This window comes from Gracilimonas sp. (assembly GCF_014762685.1).
Taxonomy (GTDB): Bacteria; Bacteroidota; Rhodothermia; order Balneolales; family Balneolaceae; genus Gracilimonas.
Genome location: NZ_JABURM010000005.1, coordinates 954,506 through 971,376, shown reverse-complemented (window position 1 = coordinate 971,376; position 16,871 = coordinate 954,506). Strand labels below are relative to the sequence as shown.

The following is a 16,871-nucleotide window of genomic DNA, read 5'->3' as shown; positions in this document are numbered from 1 at the left end:
TACATGGACTGGTTTTTAAATTTATTAAATACAATTTTGATTTTTGGCGGGGCTTTAATGATCCTCGTTTTCGTACATGAATTAGGGCATTTTTTAGCCGCTAAATTCTTTGGTATGCGAGTTGAACGCTTCTCAATAGGTTTTCCTCCGCGTATTTGGGGCTTCCAGAAAGGAGATACTGATTATTGTATCGGTGCAACACCTTTAGGCGGTTATGTGAAGATTTCCGGTATGATTGACGAAAGCATGGATACTGAGCACCTTGAAAAGGAGCCCGAAGAATGGGAATATAGAAGTAAGCCTGTTTGGCAGCGGATTATTACAATTACGGCCGGGGTAATATTTAATATGATATTGGCTTTTTTCATCTACTTCGGGATGACTTACTCTAATGGAAAAGCCGTACTTCCAATTGAAGAAACCCAAGGTATTTATGTGCCGGAAGCATCAATCCTTAATGAAATTGGGTTTCAAACCGGAGACAAAATAGTAGGTGTTAATGGGGAAAGGGTAACCTACTTCAACGAGCTAATTTCTGCTTCGCAACTTACTTCGAATGATTTAAATTACACTGTAATTAGAAATGGCAATGAAGTTTTAGTTCCGGTATCACCGAATTATTTGGATAGTCTTCAAACGCGAGGATTTATAGAACGAGAGTACTTTTATCCAAGCCAGGTATCATCTGTACCGGCCGGAAATCCCGCAGCAGAAGCCGGTTTAGAGGCAGGTGACGTAATCGTTTCTGCTAATGGGGACAGTGTTTCATATTGGGTGGAGTTAGTCGAAATAATACAAACTTCGGAAGGCGCTATTAACTTTGGCGTAATGCGTGAGGATTCACTTTTTTATGCATCTATCACTCCGGATCCGGATACTAAAACAATAGGGATTGTCTCACCCAGTATGCAAACATTAGGGGTGGAACTTATTGAATATGGATTTTTTGAGTCGTTACAGGAGGGGTATAACCAAACTGCTGAGCAAACAGTTGGGATTTTACAGGGATTCACAAGAATGATTACAGGTGATATCTCGGTAACTCAAAACCTGGGTGGCCCCATTGCAATCGCAAATATAACCCGTGACGCAACTGATCAGGCCGGGTGGATTGGTTTTTGGAATATAACCGCTTTATTAAGCATTACACTGGCTATTTTGAATATTCTACCAATCCCCGTATTGGATGGAGGGCATTTGGTCTTCTTATTATATGAGGGAATTACTCGCCGTGAACCGTCTGAAAAAGTACGCATGGTAGCGCAGCAAATTGGATTTTTCCTGATGATCGGATTATTTATATTTGTGATGTTTAATGATGCTTTCAGATATTTTGGACTTTAGAATGTTAGCACGTGACGGATATTCTACCATAGCCTTAGTATTCTTGGTTTCTTTATTGGTATGTGGGTTTGCCTATTATTTCTTAAATCATTGGTTTGCTTATGTTATATACGTGGTGATGATTGGGCTAAGTGGGCTTACCGTATTCTTTTTTCGCGATCCAGAGCGATACCCCCCGGATGATCAAAATTTGATTATTTCTCCTGCAGATGGGAGGGTCGTGTTTGTTAAGAAAGTGACCGAAGATGTTTACTTGAAATCCAAGGCTACTCAAATCAGTGTTTTCCTTTCCCCTTTGAACGTGCACGTAAACCGAAATCCGGTTTCAGGATCTTTAGAATACGTAAAGTATCATCCCGGGGAATATTTAATGGCGTGGACCGAGCATGCTTCTGAACTTAACGAACGAGCAGATTTTGGTGTACTTCACCCCTCCCAAACAAAGATATTTTTTCGCCAAATAACCGGTTTTCTGGCTCGCAGAATTGTGTATAACATTAAGGAAGGAGATCAACTCAAAGCAGGTGAGCGGTTCGGAATTATGAAATTTGGGTCTCGCATGGATGTTGTGGTTCCGGACAATGTTGAAATTAAAGTGAACCCCGGTGATAGTGTAAAAGCGGGGGAGTCAGTTATTGGAGTTATTAAGACATGAAATACCCGATACAAAAAAAATATCATACTTTTAAAGAGCGTCAAAAGCGAAAGAAAAAAACTAAGCCGCCGGTAAATAAAAAAATAGCTGTTCCAAGTTTCTTCACTTTAATGAATTTGTTCAGTGGTTTTTTAGCCATTATTTCTATATCTGATGGTGATTTCGTAAGAGGAGCCTGGTTGATTGCGTTGGCGGGACTGTTTGACGTATTTGATGGTTTAATGGCACGACTTGCGAATGCCACAAGTGATTTCGGAATTGAGCTAGACTCCATATGTGATATGGTTTCATTTGGAGTTGCTCCAGGATTTTTAATTTATACCTGGAGTTTACATGAGCTGGGTTTTGTAGGTATTATTGTTAGTGCTTTACCGCCACTTTGCGGAGCGGTTCGTTTAGCCAGGTTTAATGTTAATGCACGTTTACAACCTACCAAAGATTTTTTCATAGGACTTCCAATTCCTGCTCAGGCTATCATGCTGGGGGCTTTTTTTCTCACATTCCATGAATCGCTAGACCTTTTTACGTTCTTGGAAAATGGTGTAAATTCAGCACTGATCCCATTTATAGTAGTTATTTCATTTCTGATGGTCAGTACCTTACCCTTTGATAAAATTCCACGTTTTGACCGAAACACTATTCGTGAACAACGGGGGAAATTCATTCTTTTCCTGATGTATCTAGTGTTAATTTTGGTTTTCAAAGAATACGGATTAATGGCAGTTTTTATCATTTTTGTACTAAAGGGGATCACAATTGGAGCCATTCAATTCTTTACAGACGATTACGGTCCGGAAGGTACCGATGAATTTCAGGATTACAGCTGATTTCAAGAGCTATTTCTGCTTGTCATATTGCATGAAGTAAATAAGTTACTCATCGAATTAACTTACTTTTTACATAATTAATATGGCTTTGGTTTACTACTCCGAATTTGGTGATAATTATAACAAATATGATGGATGCAAGGGATGCATTAATAAGAGGGGTTAGGGGGCTAAATGAAAAAATCCCAAACAAAAGCAGGGCTACAATATAATTTATTACCAATGGTTTAATGAAATTTGAGGGAATTATTTTTCTGAACCAAAAATAGGTGAACATGGTAATTATAACCTCAGCTATAGATACCGAGACAGCTACCAAAACCGTATTTCCAAGGGCCACAAAACTAAAGATAACCAACGCTGATATGGTCCCTCCAAAGCAAGTGGCAAGAAAATACTCTTTATCTTTATTTGTAGCGATCAGTCCGAAAGAAAAGAAACTGTTTATGAAAGTGATGGCAATCATCACTGACAAAACCTGAAGAATGATTACACTCTCAGTATATTCATTTCCATATAGGAGGCCAATAATTTGTTCGGCTCCTATAGCCATAAACAAGCCTAATAAAGCACCTGCGGTAGAAATGAGTTGGTATACGATGTTTATTTTTTCAATAGCCACAGAGCGGTTTTTACTCCAAAGGGAAGACAAGTTTGGGATTAACAAAGTCACAAATACCCGGTCAATCATTATAGCAATGATTACAATTCGAAAAGCAACCCCGTAAATTCCGGCATCATGAAGTGAGAGTAAAGCTCCAATTAAAAGCGGCGGGAGGAGATGTACCACTTGCGCAAAAAATTGACCAAGCCCTAAAACAGAACTGGTTTTAAGTAAATCAGGATAAATTTGTGTACCTCGGGAGGGCAAGGTGAAGGGTTTGTCCTTTATTGCAAATGTGGCAAGTGTTAAAACAGAAACACTTATTCCTACTGTATATAACACAGGAACCATGGTTACGTCTTCAACATTTTTTATCATAAGTAAGACAAGCAAGAAATAAACCAGACCATTAAAAATTTTAGAAGCCGCAATTTTTCTGAATTCTTGCTTTCCGGTATAAAACCATTCCATTAAGGCCATATAAGGAATTAAGGAATATAGATATCCTAAAATCACTTGTTTTTCAATTTCCCCGGAATCAATCATTGATATAAGAAAGGTAGAAACGATAAGAACAGCTATCCCTAAAAATAACTTCATTCTAAAGATTTCAAGAACTCTGAAAATACGTTTAGAAGGTTCCTTAGCGGTTTCTCTTGTTCCGATATTGTGCAAACCCAAATCGGAAAGCCAGGTGGCATAACCAAGAATAGAAAGTGCCATTACGATGAGTCCGTAAAATTCAGCACCCAGTGTTCGCGCTAAATAAACTGAAGTCACGAAAGAAAGACCACGCCCAGCAATATCCCCCAAAGCAATCCAAAATGCTTTCTCTTTGAGTTTATTCATACCCGAATGGGATTAATTGCTCTTTGAGTAAATTTTCCAATCCCTCAGCATCATCAAATAAAAATACATTGGGAGTCTCTTTTTCCTCTGAAAGACATCCAAGATTAGGAGCAATAATGGTTTTATTATAAGCTTTTGCCATGTGAAAGCCACCTGAGGATAAAATTTCACGATAATTGAAGACACAAATATCAGCCGCTGAATAGAACCAAGGAACATGGTTTTCGGGTATAAAATTGGGTATAAGTTGTATCCGATCTTTTTCCCCGCTCTTTGCAGATAACTCCTCATAAAGGCTCATATTTCCTTTTTTTACCGGTCCTACCACTAATAGTTTGCATTCTACTTGAGTGCCTATAATTAAATCAGCTACTTGGTTTATTTGCTTATAGCGGCTAATGTTTCCAAACATTAAAAATACAGGAATTTCAGAGTTTAACTGGGAACCATAAGTTTCATTTAAATAATTTCGGGCAGTATGTTTTGGGATTGCTTCAGCAGGGAATGTAGGATGAGGTACTAATTTGAATTTTTCTGTGGGAACCTGAAGCCGCGAACTCATTTTTTTAACGGCTGTTTCACAATGTACATGTAAAACATCAGCCCAATGGGCTATTTTTTTATATAAAAAACTGTGAAAACGTAAATATTTCTGATCATGGGGGAATTCATTATGAATGGTCCACACAATACTGCCCCCAAGCTTTTGAAATAGATAAATACAGATCAACTTCCAGGGCATTCCTAAAAGTGATCTAAAGTCCTGAAATTCAAGCCAATGGTAGTGAAGAATGGCTTTTTTATTTGAGATTATACCAGCTATCAGGTTGAAATGATTGAATATACTTACAGATTTGATTTCATATGCGTCCGATTTAATCAAATCCTCGTAGAGGAGATATAGGTAATCAGTCTTTTTGTGGCTGTACCGTATTAAAGGAACCACATAAACAGTATTAGCATCTTTATCTATTGATGCATAGATCTCACGTAGAGATGTAGCCTCCATAAATGCCCCTTTATTAAAATTTATACTGAATTCCGATTGAATGTACTGTTCCGTAACCGGTATTGAAAGGAATTAACGCATAACTAAACCTAATTTCATCAGATATAAAGCCAGCCCCAAAAGAAACCGGTCTTACGTTGTTTTGAGTTTTGTATCCGCCATTCAGTTCTAAAACTTCAGCAACGGTTAATGACAGGCCAAGGTTAAAATGATAGTCAGGCACCGTATAGTCCGCAAAATCTTTATCTGAAGTGTCCTGGAAAGGATAAACAAAATCAGCATATGCAGATATTAAAACAGGAAGATTGCTATTTTTAGGTGTGGTTATCTCCACTATATCTGCAGAAGTACCTATTTTCATGCTTGCAGGGAGAGGTGTTGCATTAACGTTAAGTTTCTCCATCTCACCAAGATTGGTTATGGAAGCTCCCGCCCTGAAACGCTCATTCAAAAATTTTGCAGCCAAACCAAAATTGAAGGCATATCCATTAGCTCTGTAGGTATATATTTCTTCATTCAAATATTGTATAGCACCCCCCAATGATAAGAAGGTAAAATCATAGGCATATGCCGCAGCTATGGAGATATATTGAACAGAGAACGTCCCATTGGATTGACCTGGTTGATTAAACTGCTGATAGTCATCAGCTCCTGAAGTGTAAAAAGAAAATGCTATGGCTTGGCGTTCTTTTTTAAAGTTTATCCCTCCAAAGATGTTGGTTACATCTGCAATCCAAAACGAGTATCCCAAATCAATGGTAGAAGTTTTGTTATAAGTCAACAGCGCGGGATTAGAATAGATCGAAGCGGCACCATCAAACATAGCTGTGGTTGCCTCTGCTTTAGAGAGGGCATACGGAGTAGGGGCAATACCCAATACTTCGAAACCTGAGCCTTGTGCGCATATGGCATTGCTTATCAACAAAAGACAAAAACAAAAAAATCCGGTTTTCATAGGTTTAGTCTTAAAGAAAATACATGCATGTTTGAAATTCGGTACGGCTCAAGAACAAAAGCATAGTCTATTGAGGGTGAAAATACATCAAAAGGAAGATGAATGGAAAAACCGGAGCTTGCAGACCAGCTCTCAAACGCGCTTATTTCCTGTAATTGCCAGCCACCGCGAATTGTAAATCGCTCGTGGGCATCCCATGATGCCCCAAGGCGGAGTTGTGAAGAATTGGTATTGATCTTTTCATAAGACGAGGTCCCGTTAGTTCCTTGATCCCGGCTTTTTACTTCCGCCGAGTATAATTGCAATTCAAAATCACTGGAAAGAGTAAGTTTCTCCCGTTGATATGCAAGCCCTATAATGATACGTGTTGGAAAGTCATTTACTTCATTTTGGGACTGTCTCAGACTATATAAATTTTGAGAGTTCCAGGAGTAGCTCGAGAATAAATCTTTGGCAGATACAGCTATATTAAAGTTTGAATCAGCGGTATAAATCAAGCCTAAGTCAATTCCAAAATTAGTAGGGTTAGCTAGCTGGGGATGGTAATTGGCTATACTGAATTTTAATCCAATTCCGGCATTCAATTTCTCATTGAGTCGAATACCAAAATTGCTTGCAATTTGGTATTCCGATGCATCAAACTTTTCTGTAGGATATCCACTCTGAGTTCTGCCATCAATATCATTGATACCACTGTGCAGTATGTTGATTGAAAACCCGGCAGTAGGAGGAAGTTGAAATTGTATTCCGCTACTTTGGAATACCCGCCCAAATTTTAAAGCTCCTACAGTCAAGTCTGTTTGTCTGCTTCCTAACAGTAAAGCTGCTTGAGCAGGATTATAGTAGGAAAAAGCTCCTTCAGAAGTTACGGCTGCCATAGCATTACTCATTGCCATTCCTCGTGCGCTATACCCAATTCTGGTAGAGGCTCCGGCAACTCCGCCATTTTGAGCAATAAGATCTGTAGCCATGAAAAACCACAGTAGTAGAGTTGCGGAACCTAATAAAGAGTATTTATGAAGGAATTTGAGAGCCATTAATCTGCCACTAAAATTTTACCAGTCACCTGACTGTTACCCATTTCTATTACATATATGTAAGGTGCAGTTGCTATTTTTCGTCCTTTCTCGTCATGACCATCCCATATAGCTTCATAAATTCCCGGCGAAAAAACATCATCTTCGATTTCTCTAACGAGATTCATTCCAAAATCAAAAATACGGACTTTGACATTGCTCCGTTTTTTAACTTCAAATTTGATGCGAACAACTTCATGTAAAGAAGGGGAAAAGGGATTGGGATACGCATAAGTTTTTACATTCCGGGCATTGGGCGCATAAGCATTTCCTCCGGAAAGAGGGAAGTTAACCCTGGTGATTTCCCAGTTTTCTCCATAATCGCCGGTAGAGGCTAAACCATCTTGAGTTCCAATCCAAACACGATTGGTCGTTGAAGCAACAGAATAAAATTGAGCCGAGGATTTTATGAAGGTATTGGGACTCTTAATTTGGGGAGACTTAACCCAATTAGCACCCCCGTCAGAAGAAATAAATAAACCGTTATCACCTACTGCAAACACATATCCATCTTTAAATCCCACATCATTGATATGCTTTCCAATTAAAACCTGTTGAAAAGACTGGCCGCCATCATCCGTATAAACCAATCCTTGGCTTTGAGATTGAGCAGCAATCCAGTTAGTCATCCAAATTCTACCGGATAGGGGATCTTCTTTTATGGTGATTATCCAATCTCCAAGTAAACCGTCTGTTGTATTTTCAAACCGGATATGGTTCCATGAGACACTGTCAACAGGTGCATAAAGAGCATTTTCTGAGATATTTACTCCTCCGGCAGTTCCAACCCAAACGCGGTCTTGAGAATCAATTAACAATCCAAATCCTAATAAATTATTATCCTGCCTTGGATCATACCGGTTTATGGGTTCATTATTATATTCGGAGGTCCATTCGTACTCATTATCAGGGTTGAGATCATTACTTTCGAATGGGGGTAAAATTATTTTTTCCCAAGTATCCCCAAAATCTGAACTGCGCAATAGCCCCGTAGCCCAGGCAGCAGTGAGAATAATATTCCGGGAAAAAGACACCGAGTAGGGAGGTGATTGCTCTCTTACCGTTATCCGTGTCCGGAAATATGTTTTATCTCCATATTTAAAGGTTATATCACAGGTTGGGTCATAATTGGTGCAGTTTATATTGCATTCTGCAGGAGGGGGTGGGTCCAGTGGAAATTCAATGAATTCCCACTGATCGCCCCCATCAATACTTGTATAAAATCCATAGGCAGCAGGGACACTTCCATCAGGCATCTCGGCCGAAAATCCCAACCCTGCAACCACGGTATCTTGACCTAAGTCAAGTGAAAAAACCCTGCCAATACCATTTACGACACTGTCAGCATTATCCGGTGAGTACCATTCCCGTGCATTTCCAATATTCCGATTCAAAGCAGGACTAATCCAGACAGTGTCTCCATAAGCCGCAATGGTACTTACTCCATTTTGACGAATGGTATTAAAATTATCCATATCAGGATTTTCGGGACCAACTATCTGGGAATAGGATAAAGCAGGTGTAAGTATCAGGCTAAATATTAAAAATACTGTCTTCATTTATTCTACAATACTTAAAGTATTTTTGGGATGTCGCTAAATAATAGATGAACTTAAATTCTGTTTCATCAGTAAGGATAAAATAGATGCAGTAGAATCGTTCAATGAATATCATCTGCAAAACCATGATTATTAATGGTAAGGATTCACCATTCTTAATTCCAATATGTTATTAACTATTATTAATTACAGATCTGTATTGCATTTACCCAAAGGTGCCTTTATATTCGTCGCGTTATGAAAAATGAAAATGCTCATAAAAATTCTTGGTGGTGGCCGTTTGCTATATATAGCAGTGGGCATCGTATGTAATTGAGCGATAGAGAAAAATTTTAAAAAACCCACTGTTCAAAAGAATGGTGGGTTTTTTTATTTACGGCAGTTAGTTATTGGTTTCAGGTATTTCCTTCAATCATTAACGATTAACAAGATAAATGAATGCAGAAAGAACATTTTTTAGATCTTACAAAAGAGTACACCGCGATACCGGTTTTCAGAAGATTACTGGCTGATGTCCTTACTCCGGTTTCACTGTTTATGAATATCAGGGAAGGGGCAGAGTTTCCATTTTTACTGGAATCGGTAGAAGGGGGAGAGCAACTTGCGCGTTATTCATTTATTGGCCGAAATCCGTATCAGAAGCTGGTATTTGATGGGCAAAAGACCTCCTTGGAAACATCTAAGGGAACTGAACAAGTCTCTTTATCCTATTTTGATAAACTCAAAGAACTTACAACAGCTTATTCAGAACCAATTCTTCCTGATCTTCCCCGATTAAAAGGGGGGGCTGTCGGTTTTTCTTCCTATGATACTTTTCGCCAGGTTGAAGAATTGCCTAATGTCCCAGAAGATGATCTTAATTTACCGGAAGCAATTTGGGCATTTTATGATGAAATATTTGCCTTCGATCATGTAAAGCATCAGGTAGTTTTAATTAAAACGGTATTTATAGATGATAAAACGGATGTAGACAAAGCCTTCGATATGGCTCAGAAAGACTTGAATGATATGGAAAGTGCTGCGCTTAGTTCAAACTATCAAAACCGGCCGTTTCATATCGATACTAATTCTCTTAAAAGTAATATGGAACAGGATTATTTCGAGCAGATTGTAAAGAAAGCACAAAATTATATTTATGAAGGTGATATTTTTCAGGTTGTGCTTTCACAACGTTTTGAAGCAGATATGAGCGGCGATCCGTTTATGTTGTATCGTGCACTTCGAATGGTGAACCCGTCTCCTTATTTATTTTACTTGGATTTTAATGAGTTTCAGTTGGTTGGTTCTTCTCCGGAAGTACTGGTTCGAGTTCAAGAAAAAGAAACCCGGGTTTTGCCGATAGCAGGGACACGTGCCCGCGGTAAAACACATGAAGAAGACCTGGCTTTGGAAGAAGATCTCAAAAATGACCCCAAAGAAGTAGCCGAGCATATAATGTTGGTAGATTTAGGGCGCAACGATTTGTCCCGGGTTTGTGAGCCTGGAACCGTAAAAATGGAACGAAATCAGGTAATAGAACGATATTCACACGTAATGCATATCGTAAGTGATGTCGTTGGTCAGTTACGTGATGATCAGACTTCAGTGGATGCCTTGATGCAATGTTTCCCTGCTGGAACGGTAAGCGGAGCCCCTAAAATAAGAGCTATGCAAATTATTGATGAATTGGAGCAAACCAAACGTGGGATTTATGCCGGAGCGGTTGGTTATTTTGATTTTTCAGGAAATATGGACACCTGTATCGCTATCCGAACGATGGTAGTAACCAATAACAAAGCCTATATTCAGGCAGGAGCCGGGATTGTTGCCGACAGTAATCCCGGCAAAGAATTTGAAGAAACACAAAACAAAGCAGGCGCTTTAATACAGGCGCTTAGCGTAGCGTTAGATATTCAATAATCAGATTAATGAGTCAGAAAAAAACAATTTTATCAGGAATACAGCCTTCAGGTAAACTTCATATTGGTAATTACTTTGGTGCTATCCGTCAGCATATAGCCATGCAGGAGGAAGGGGAGGCTTTTTATTTTATCGCCAATTATCATTCTCTTACCTCCCTTACGGACGGGGAAAAACTTCGTCAAAATACCATCGATGTAACCCTTGATTATTTGGCATTGGGCTTAGATCCGAAGAAAGCTACTTTTTTTGCTCAATCGGATGTGCCTCAAGTTACGGAGCTTGCCTGGATTTTGGGTGCCCTTACACCGGTTTCACTGATGGAAAAAGGAGTATCCTATAAGGATAAAATTGCCGCAGGGCTCAAGCCTAATATTGGTTTATTTACCTATCCAATTTTGCAAGCTGCAGACATCCTGATTTATCATTCAGACATTGTTCCGGTTGGGGAAGACCAAAAACAAAATATCGAGATTACCAGAGACCTGGCCGGTAAATTTAATCATACTTTTGATGGGGAATTTCTCAAGCTTCCCGAAGAGCATATTGTAAAATCTGTAGCAGTAGTGCCGGGTATAGATGGACGAAAGATGAGTAAGAGCTATGATAACACCATTAATATCTTTGCTGAAGGAAAGGTGTTAAAAAAACGAGTTATGTCCATAGAAACCGATTCTACCCCTTTAGAAGAGCCTAAAGATCCCGGTAAGGATAATGTATTTGCGCTCATTAAACTTTTCGCTGATACGAAAACTCAAGATGAAATAGCAAAGAAGTACCGAGCCGGCGGCTATGGGTACGGCCATGCAAAAAAGCAACTCTTAGAATTGATTACAGATTATTTTTCAGAAGCACGCGAAAGACGCCACGAATTGGCAAAAGACCTGGATTACGTACATGATGTGCTTCGTGAAGGTAGTAAAAAAGCTAGGGAAAGGGCGGAAACCGTTATGGAACCTATTAGAGAAGTAACCGGAATTGTCAGACATTTTTAGCATCAAATGATCCTCATAATAGATAACTACGACTCTTTTACTTACAATTTGGTTCACTTGGTTGCGGTGGAAACTGAAAATTACAAGGTTATTCGCAATGATGCGATGACGTTGGATGAAGTGCGTAAATTGAAGCCAACAAAGATTCTTATTTCACCGGGGCCCGGTCGTCCAAATGAAGCAGGTATCACGGAAAAAATTATTCAGGAACTTGGAAGAGAGACTCCAATTCTGGGTGTTTGTTTGGGACATCAGGCCATTGGAGAAGTCTTTGGTGCAAAAATTATTCACGCACCTAAACTCATGCATGGCAAAGTTTCAAGAGTATCACATAATGGTAAATTTATATTTAGTGGGATAGAAGATGATTTTCTTGCAACCCGATATCATTCCCTTGTTTTAGACCCCGATACTATACCGGAAGTGCTTGAAGTCACTGCACATTCTGATGATGATGTTATACAAGGAGTTCGTCATAGGGAATACCCAATTCAGGGAATTCAATTCCATCCCGAGAGCATTTTAACTACCGAAGGCCCCAAGTTAATTTCTAACTGGTTACAGCAATAATGGATTTTAGAAGCATATTAAATAAACTTTCATTCAGCAACGATCTTACAGAGGTTGAAGCAGAAACAGCGATGAATCTGATTATGACCGGAGAGGTCTCAGATGAGAAAATCGCTTCTTTTTTAACCGCTATGCGCTTAAAGGGAGAAACCGTTGAAGAGCTTACTGCTTTTGTCAAGGTTATGCGCTCCAAAGCCATAAAAGTAGATGTTGATATTACCGGAGCCGTTGATTTGGTAGGAACCGGCGGGGATCAGTCAGGAACATTCAATATTTCTACCGCAGCTTCATTCATTACCGCAGCAGCCGGCGTTCCCGTGATCAAACATGGCAATAGAAGTGCATCGAGTGAATGCGGGAGCGCCGATGTACTGGAACATCTTGGCGCTTCGATTGAGTTAGGGAAAGAAGGAGTGGAACAGGTTTTTAATGAAGTGGGAATGGCGTTTATGTTTGCCCCTATGTTTCACCCGGCTATGAAATATGTAATGCCAACCAGGCGTGAACTGGGCTTTCGTACGTTTTTTAATATTCTTGGCCCGATGGTGAATCCTGCAGGAGTACAACGGTACGTAATTGGAGCCTTTAGCAAAGAAGTGGCGGAGAAAATGGTGCATATTCTTGCAAACCTGAATACAGACTTTGCTTATACCTTTAATGCACACGACGGGTTGGATGAGGTTAGCCTGACTTCCCAGTCCGAAATCTTTGAATTAAAAGATAAATTAGTTTCTACGTCTATAATATTCGACCCGGAATCTATTGGCTTCCAAAAGGTTAACATGAATGACCTTATGGGTGGCGGTAAGGAAAAAAATGCCGGTATCCTGATTAAAATCATGGCTAATAAAGCTACCGATGCTCAAAAAAATATTGCTTTGTTGAACGCAACTTTTGCTATACAAGCTTCCGGTAAGGTAGATAAGCTTGAAGACGCTAAGAAAATGGCTGTAGAAGCTGTGGAATCAGGTGATGCACGCAAGCTGTTTAATGATTTTATAGATGCCACAAACGACGCAATGGGGACGTTCAAATACTGATGAGTACCATTCTGGATAAAATAGTCGAACAAACAACCGAAGATCTTTACAAACGAAGGAAGAAGGTTTCTTTCAATGATTTTAATTCATTTGAAGGTTTTCAAAGAGAGCGGATTTCTTTTAGCAAAGCAATTTCCGGTAATGAAACCGTATCCATTATTTCGGAAGTGAAAAAAGCGTCTCCATCCAAAGGAGTTATTCGTAAGAATTTTGATCCGGTTGATATCGCCCTCAGGTATGAAGAGGGGGGTGCATCTGCTGTTTCTGTCTTAACGGATCAGCCTTTTTTTAAGGGAGATTTAGAATATTTGGAATTAATTTCTAAACGAGTTCAAATCCCGGTACTTCGGAAAGATTTTATTGTCGATCCATACCAAATCAAAGAAGCTCGCGCATTCGGTGCAGATGCGGTTTTAATTATTGTATCCATAACTGATGGCACACAACTTGATGAATTACTGCATGCCAGCCGAGAATTTGGGTTAGATGCGTTGGTTGAATGTTATGATCAGCACGATTTTGATAGAATCAATTTCGAATTAATAAATATCTTGGGAGTCAATAATCGAGACTTAAAGAATTTTGAAGTAGATGTTCACCGAGGGATTGAAATCCTCCAACAAGCGCCTGAAGGTACAGTATTGGTCTCTGAAAGTGGCTTGTCAACAGGGGCAGATTTAGCCTTATTGAAGAAAAATGGCATTCATTCTGCTTTAATCGGTGAGTATTTTATGCGGCAAGATGATCCGGGGCAAGCCGTTAAAAACATAATAGAACAATCAGAAAAAGAATTTAAAAGACTAAAAAGCTCATGAGTCGTCAGCCAGTGCGAACCAAAATTAAAATTTGCGGAATCACGAACCTGGAAGATGCTCGGTTTGCTGCCGGTGCATTGGTCGATTATCTTGGATTTATCTTTTACGAAAAAAGCCCACGCTATGTGGAGCCGGGAGAAGCCGGAGCAATTATCAACTGGATTGAAGGCCCGGAAAAAGTAGGTGTATTTGTTAATCAACCTTTAGATGATGTGAATCGAATTTCTAAAGAAACAGGTTTGGATTATGTACAGTTGCATGGAGATGAAACCCCGGAGTATTGTGAATTAATAGATAAACCTATCATAAAGGTCATCCATATCGAGGAAGAAACTGTGGAGTATCTGTTAAAACATCAGGTTGATCAATATACTGAAGTAGCTGATTTTCTACTTTTTGACACTAAAATCGAAGGGATCTGGGGTGGAACCGGAACTACTTTTGATTGGAGTATCCTCAAAGAGATTGGAATTAAAATCCCTTTTTTTCTGTCAGGTGGTTTGAATTCTGATAATGTCAGAGAAGCAATTAATACCGCTCAGCCTTATGCAATTGATGTTTCCAGTAGCCTGGAAGCAGAACCGGGACTCAAAGATTTTGACAAGATCGAAACATTTATGGATGAAATCAGGGCCTCAGAGGCGAAAAGATAAAATGGATATAAAAACCAAGACTAAAACTTATAGTTTCCCCGATAACCGTGGTTATTATGGAGAATTCGGCGGGAAATTTGTACCCGAGATTTTAATTCCTGCAATTCAGGAATTGGAAGAAGAATTTAATAAGGCAAAAGAAGATCCTGAATTCAGAAAGGAACTGGATAAATTACTGGATGAATATGTCGGGAGGCCTACCAAGCTTACCTTTGCCGATCGTTTAACAGAACACTATGGCAAAGCTAAAATCTATCTTAAAAGAGAGGATTTATGTCATACCGGAGCTCATAAGATTAATAATGCGATCGGCCAGGTTTTGTTGGCGCGTAGAATGGGCAAGAAAAGAATTATCGCTGAAACAGGAGCAGGGCAGCATGGAGTAGCCACTGCAACAGCTTGTGCCAAGTTTGGTTTGGATTGCATTGTTTATATGGGCGAGGAGGACATGGTACGCCAAAAGCTGAATGTAGATCGTATGCGATTGCTTGGAGCAGAGGTGCGAAATGTAACCAGTGGATCCAAAACCTTGAAAGATGCCACCAATGAAGCGATTAGGGATTGGGTTACAAATGTAGATTCTACTTTTTATATCATTGGATCAGTGGTCGGGCCTCATCCTTACCCAATGATGGTTCGTTATTTTCATGAGGTAATCGGCAATGAAACGAAATTCCAAATTCATAAAGCTGAAAACCGCAATCCGGACTATTTGATTGCCTGCGTGGGAGGAGGATCCAATGCTATTGGTTTTTACTATCCCTTTATTGATGATGACTCCGTTAAAATCATTGGAATCGAAGCTGGAGGATTAGGGGTAGAATCAGGGAAAACCGCTGCTACCATGAGTAAGGGAACCCCTGGAATTCTCCATGGCTCACTCAGTTATTTACTGCAGAGCGAGGAGGGGCAAATTGAATTAGCTCATTCCATAAGTGCCGGACTCGATTATCCCGGAGTAGGCCCGGAGCACGCCCATTTAAAGGATTTAGGAAGAGTTAAGTACTATGCGGTAACTGATAAGGAGGCCATGGAAGCTGTGAAATTATTATCAGAGAAAGAGGGTATTATCCCGGCTCTGGAAACCGCTCATGCTTTTGCATGGCTGGATAAACTAATGCCCGAGACAACTAAAGATGAAATTGTGATCCTGAATCTTTCCGGTCGTGGCGACAAGGATATGAAAACCATTTCTGAAAATTTATGATGGATAGAATGAACAGAATTCAGAAGGTATTTGAAGAAAAAGGAAAAGATTCGAAGCTAATGAGTTTATTCCTTACTGCCGGATTTCCGGATTTAGAATCTACCGTCAATTTAATCCTTGGCTTTGAGAAAAACGGAGCTGATATTATTGAGTTGGGGATGCCATTCAGTGATCCATTGGCAGATGGACCAACCATTCAATATTCAAGTGATGTTGCCATTAAAAACGGTATTACCATGAATAAGATTTTTGATATGGTTAAGGAAGTGAGGAAACATTCCGAGATTCCGATGATCCTGATGGGGTATATGAACCCGGTTTTGAGATATGGTGTGGATAAGTTTTGCAAAGAAGCTGGCGAAGCGGGCGTGGATGGTTTGATTATACCGGACCTTCCAATCGAAGAAGGAGGAATCATCAAAAAACGAGCTGAAAAGTCAAACCTTGCATTAATTTACCTGGTTGCACCAAATACCTCTGACGAACGCATGCAGATGGCTGATGAAAAGTCGGAGGGATTTGTATATTGTGTTTCCGTTACCGGTGTAACCGGTGCCCGGGATGGTAAAGAAGTATCAAACTCAGTAGACCGTTTTATTAAGCGGGTAAAAACCAATATTACTCATAATCCGGTGATGGTAGGATTTGGTATTAAATCTTACCAAGATGCACAGAACATCGCATCAAATGCTGATGGTTTTATTGTTGGAAGTGCTTTAATTGATACTATTAAAGATCATTACCCGAACGACGGATGGCAATCACGCCTGTTTTCCTTCGTTCATTCATTGAAATTCGGAAATTAACTATACAA

16 protein-coding genes are annotated in these 16,871 nt (G+C 39.6%); 11 read left to right on the top strand and 5 right to left on the bottom strand.

What is annotated here, in order from left to right; translation table 11 throughout:
• The first annotated feature begins 3 nt into the window (after positions 1-3).
• The 3 genes from rseP to pssA are packed head-to-tail and all read left to right on the top strand — an operon-like array spanning position 4 to position 2,826.
• On the top strand, positions 4-1,344 hold the full coding sequence (gene rseP, locus HUJ22_RS04410; protein WP_290874451.1) for an RIP metalloprotease RseP: 1,341 nt from the start codon (positions 4-6) through the stop codon (positions 1,342-1,344).
• Position 1,345: 1 nt separating this feature from the next.
• Complete coding sequence (locus tag HUJ22_RS04405; protein ID WP_290874448.1) at positions 1,346-1,999, top strand: phosphatidylserine decarboxylase family protein; 654 nt, start codon at positions 1,346-1,348, stop codon at positions 1,997-1,999.
• Positions 1,996-2,826 (top strand): CDP-diacylglycerol--serine O-phosphatidyltransferase, encoded by an 831-nt coding sequence (gene pssA, locus HUJ22_RS04400; RefSeq protein WP_290874445.1) that lies wholly within the window; start codon positions 1,996-1,998, stop codon positions 2,824-2,826. Before HUJ22_RS04405 ends, pssA begins: the two co-directional genes overlap by 4 nt.
• A 49-nt stretch (positions 2,827-2,875) precedes the next feature.
• Here pssA and HUJ22_RS04395 read toward each other — a convergent pair whose 3' ends face one another.
• The 5 genes from HUJ22_RS04395 to HUJ22_RS04375 form a co-directional block, all read right to left on the bottom strand.
• A complete protein-coding gene (locus tag HUJ22_RS04395; protein ID WP_290874442.1) occupies positions 2,876-4,279 on the bottom strand; it encodes an oligosaccharide flippase family protein in 1,404 nt (467 codons plus the stop codon).
• Positions 4,272-5,288, bottom strand: coding sequence for a hypothetical protein (locus HUJ22_RS04390; protein ID WP_290874439.1), 1,017 nt, complete (start codon positions 5,286-5,288; stop codon positions 4,272-4,274). Before HUJ22_RS04390 ends, HUJ22_RS04395 begins: the two co-directional genes overlap by 8 nt.
• Positions 5,289-5,301: 13 nt before the next feature.
• Positions 5,302-6,243: a PorV/PorQ family protein gene (locus tag HUJ22_RS04385; RefSeq protein WP_290874436.1), complete on the bottom strand. Its 942-nt coding sequence runs from the start codon at positions 6,241-6,243 to the stop codon at positions 5,302-5,304.
• On the bottom strand, positions 6,240-7,214 hold the full coding sequence (locus HUJ22_RS04380; protein WP_290874433.1) for a hypothetical protein: 975 nt from the start codon (positions 7,212-7,214) through the stop codon (positions 6,240-6,242). The genes HUJ22_RS04385 and HUJ22_RS04380 overlap by 4 nt, the downstream gene beginning before the upstream one ends.
• Before the next feature lie 65 nt (positions 7,215-7,279).
• Positions 7,280-8,878, bottom strand: a complete 1,599-nt coding sequence (locus HUJ22_RS04375; protein WP_290874430.1) for a hypothetical protein — start codon at positions 8,876-8,878, stop codon at positions 7,280-7,282.
• Between the two features lie 438 nt (positions 8,879-9,316).
• On the opposite strand from HUJ22_RS04375, the gene trpE reads away from it, so the two are divergent.
• From trpE to trpA, 8 genes are read left to right on the top strand one after another with little or no spacing between them, the layout of a single operon-like run.
• A complete protein-coding gene (gene trpE, locus HUJ22_RS04370) occupies positions 9,317-10,777 on the top strand; it encodes an anthranilate synthase component I (protein ID WP_290874427.1) in 1,461 nt (486 codons plus the stop codon).
• Positions 10,778-10,785: 8 nt separating this feature from the next.
• Entirely contained in the window at positions 10,786-11,772 is a 987-nt protein-coding gene (gene trpS, locus HUJ22_RS04365; RefSeq protein ID WP_290874424.1) for a tryptophan--tRNA ligase, read from the top strand.
• Between the two features lie 6 nt (positions 11,773-11,778).
• Positions 11,779-12,342: an aminodeoxychorismate/anthranilate synthase component II gene (locus HUJ22_RS04360; RefSeq protein ID WP_290874421.1), complete on the top strand. Its 564-nt coding sequence runs from the start codon at positions 11,779-11,781 to the stop codon at positions 12,340-12,342.
• A complete protein-coding gene (gene trpD / locus HUJ22_RS04355) occupies positions 12,342-13,382 on the top strand; it encodes an anthranilate phosphoribosyltransferase (protein ID WP_290874417.1) in 1,041 nt (346 codons plus the stop codon). The genes HUJ22_RS04360 and trpD overlap by 1 nt, the downstream gene beginning before the upstream one ends.
• On the top strand, positions 13,382-14,197 hold the full coding sequence (gene trpC, locus HUJ22_RS04350) for an indole-3-glycerol phosphate synthase TrpC (protein WP_290874414.1): 816 nt from the start codon (positions 13,382-13,384) through the stop codon (positions 14,195-14,197). Before trpD ends, trpC begins: the two co-directional genes overlap by 1 nt.
• Positions 14,194-14,850, top strand: coding sequence for a phosphoribosylanthranilate isomerase (locus HUJ22_RS04345; RefSeq protein WP_290874412.1), 657 nt, complete (start codon positions 14,194-14,196; stop codon positions 14,848-14,850). The genes trpC and HUJ22_RS04345 overlap by 4 nt, the downstream gene beginning before the upstream one ends.
• 1 nt (position 14,851) lies before the next feature.
• Positions 14,852-16,057, top strand: a complete 1,206-nt coding sequence (gene trpB, locus HUJ22_RS04340) for a tryptophan synthase subunit beta (RefSeq protein WP_290874409.1) — start codon at positions 14,852-14,854, stop codon at positions 16,055-16,057.
• Between the two features lie 8 nt (positions 16,058-16,065).
• A complete protein-coding gene (gene trpA / locus HUJ22_RS04335; RefSeq protein ID WP_290874406.1) occupies positions 16,066-16,863 on the top strand; it encodes a tryptophan synthase subunit alpha in 798 nt (265 codons plus the stop codon).
• The last annotated feature ends 8 nt before the right edge of the window (positions 16,864-16,871 follow it).

What these genes read in the sequence shown, in the direction of transcription:
- trpB (WP_290874409.1), top strand. Translation starts at nt 14,852, where the DNA reads ATGGATATAAAAACCAAGACTAAAACTTATAGTTTCCCCGATAACCGT.
- HUJ22_RS04360 (WP_290874421.1), top strand. Translation starts at nt 11,779, where the DNA reads ATGATCCTCATAATAGATAACTACGACTCTTTTACTTACAATTTGGTT.
- trpA (WP_290874406.1), top strand. Translation starts at nt 16,066, where the DNA reads ATGAACAGAATTCAGAAGGTATTTGAAGAAAAAGGAAAAGATTCGAAG.
- trpC (WP_290874414.1), top strand. Translation starts at nt 13,382, where the DNA reads ATGAGTACCATTCTGGATAAAATAGTCGAACAAACAACCGAAGATCTT.
- HUJ22_RS04380 (WP_290874433.1), bottom strand. Translation starts at nt 7,214, where the DNA reads ATGGCTACAGATCTTATTGCTCAAAATGGCGGAGTTGCCGGAGCCTCT.
- trpS (WP_290874424.1), top strand. Translation starts at nt 10,786, where the DNA reads ATGAGTCAGAAAAAAACAATTTTATCAGGAATACAGCCTTCAGGTAAA.
- HUJ22_RS04390 (WP_290874439.1), bottom strand. Translation starts at nt 5,288, where the DNA reads ATGGAGGCTACATCTCTACGTGAGATCTATGCATCAATAGATAAAGAT.
- trpD (WP_290874417.1), top strand. Translation starts at nt 12,342, where the DNA reads ATGGATTTTAGAAGCATATTAAATAAACTTTCATTCAGCAACGATCTT.
- HUJ22_RS04345 (WP_290874412.1), top strand. Translation starts at nt 14,194, where the DNA reads ATGAGTCGTCAGCCAGTGCGAACCAAAATTAAAATTTGCGGAATCACG.
- trpE (WP_290874427.1), top strand. Translation starts at nt 9,317, where the DNA reads ATGCAGAAAGAACATTTTTTAGATCTTACAAAAGAGTACACCGCGATA.
- HUJ22_RS04395 (WP_290874442.1), bottom strand. Translation starts at nt 4,279, where the DNA reads ATGAATAAACTCAAAGAGAAAGCATTTTGGATTGCTTTGGGGGATATT.
- HUJ22_RS04405 (WP_290874448.1), top strand. Translation starts at nt 1,346, where the DNA reads ATGTTAGCACGTGACGGATATTCTACCATAGCCTTAGTATTCTTGGTT.
- HUJ22_RS04385 (WP_290874436.1), bottom strand. Translation starts at nt 6,243, where the DNA reads ATGAAAACCGGATTTTTTTGTTTTTGTCTTTTGTTGATAAGCAATGCC.
- rseP (WP_290874451.1), top strand. Translation starts at nt 4, where the DNA reads ATGGACTGGTTTTTAAATTTATTAAATACAATTTTGATTTTTGGCGGG.
- pssA (WP_290874445.1), top strand. Translation starts at nt 1,996, where the DNA reads ATGAAATACCCGATACAAAAAAAATATCATACTTTTAAAGAGCGTCAA.
- HUJ22_RS04375 (WP_290874430.1), bottom strand. Translation starts at nt 8,878, where the DNA reads ATGAAGACAGTATTTTTAATATTTAGCCTGATACTTACACCTGCTTTA.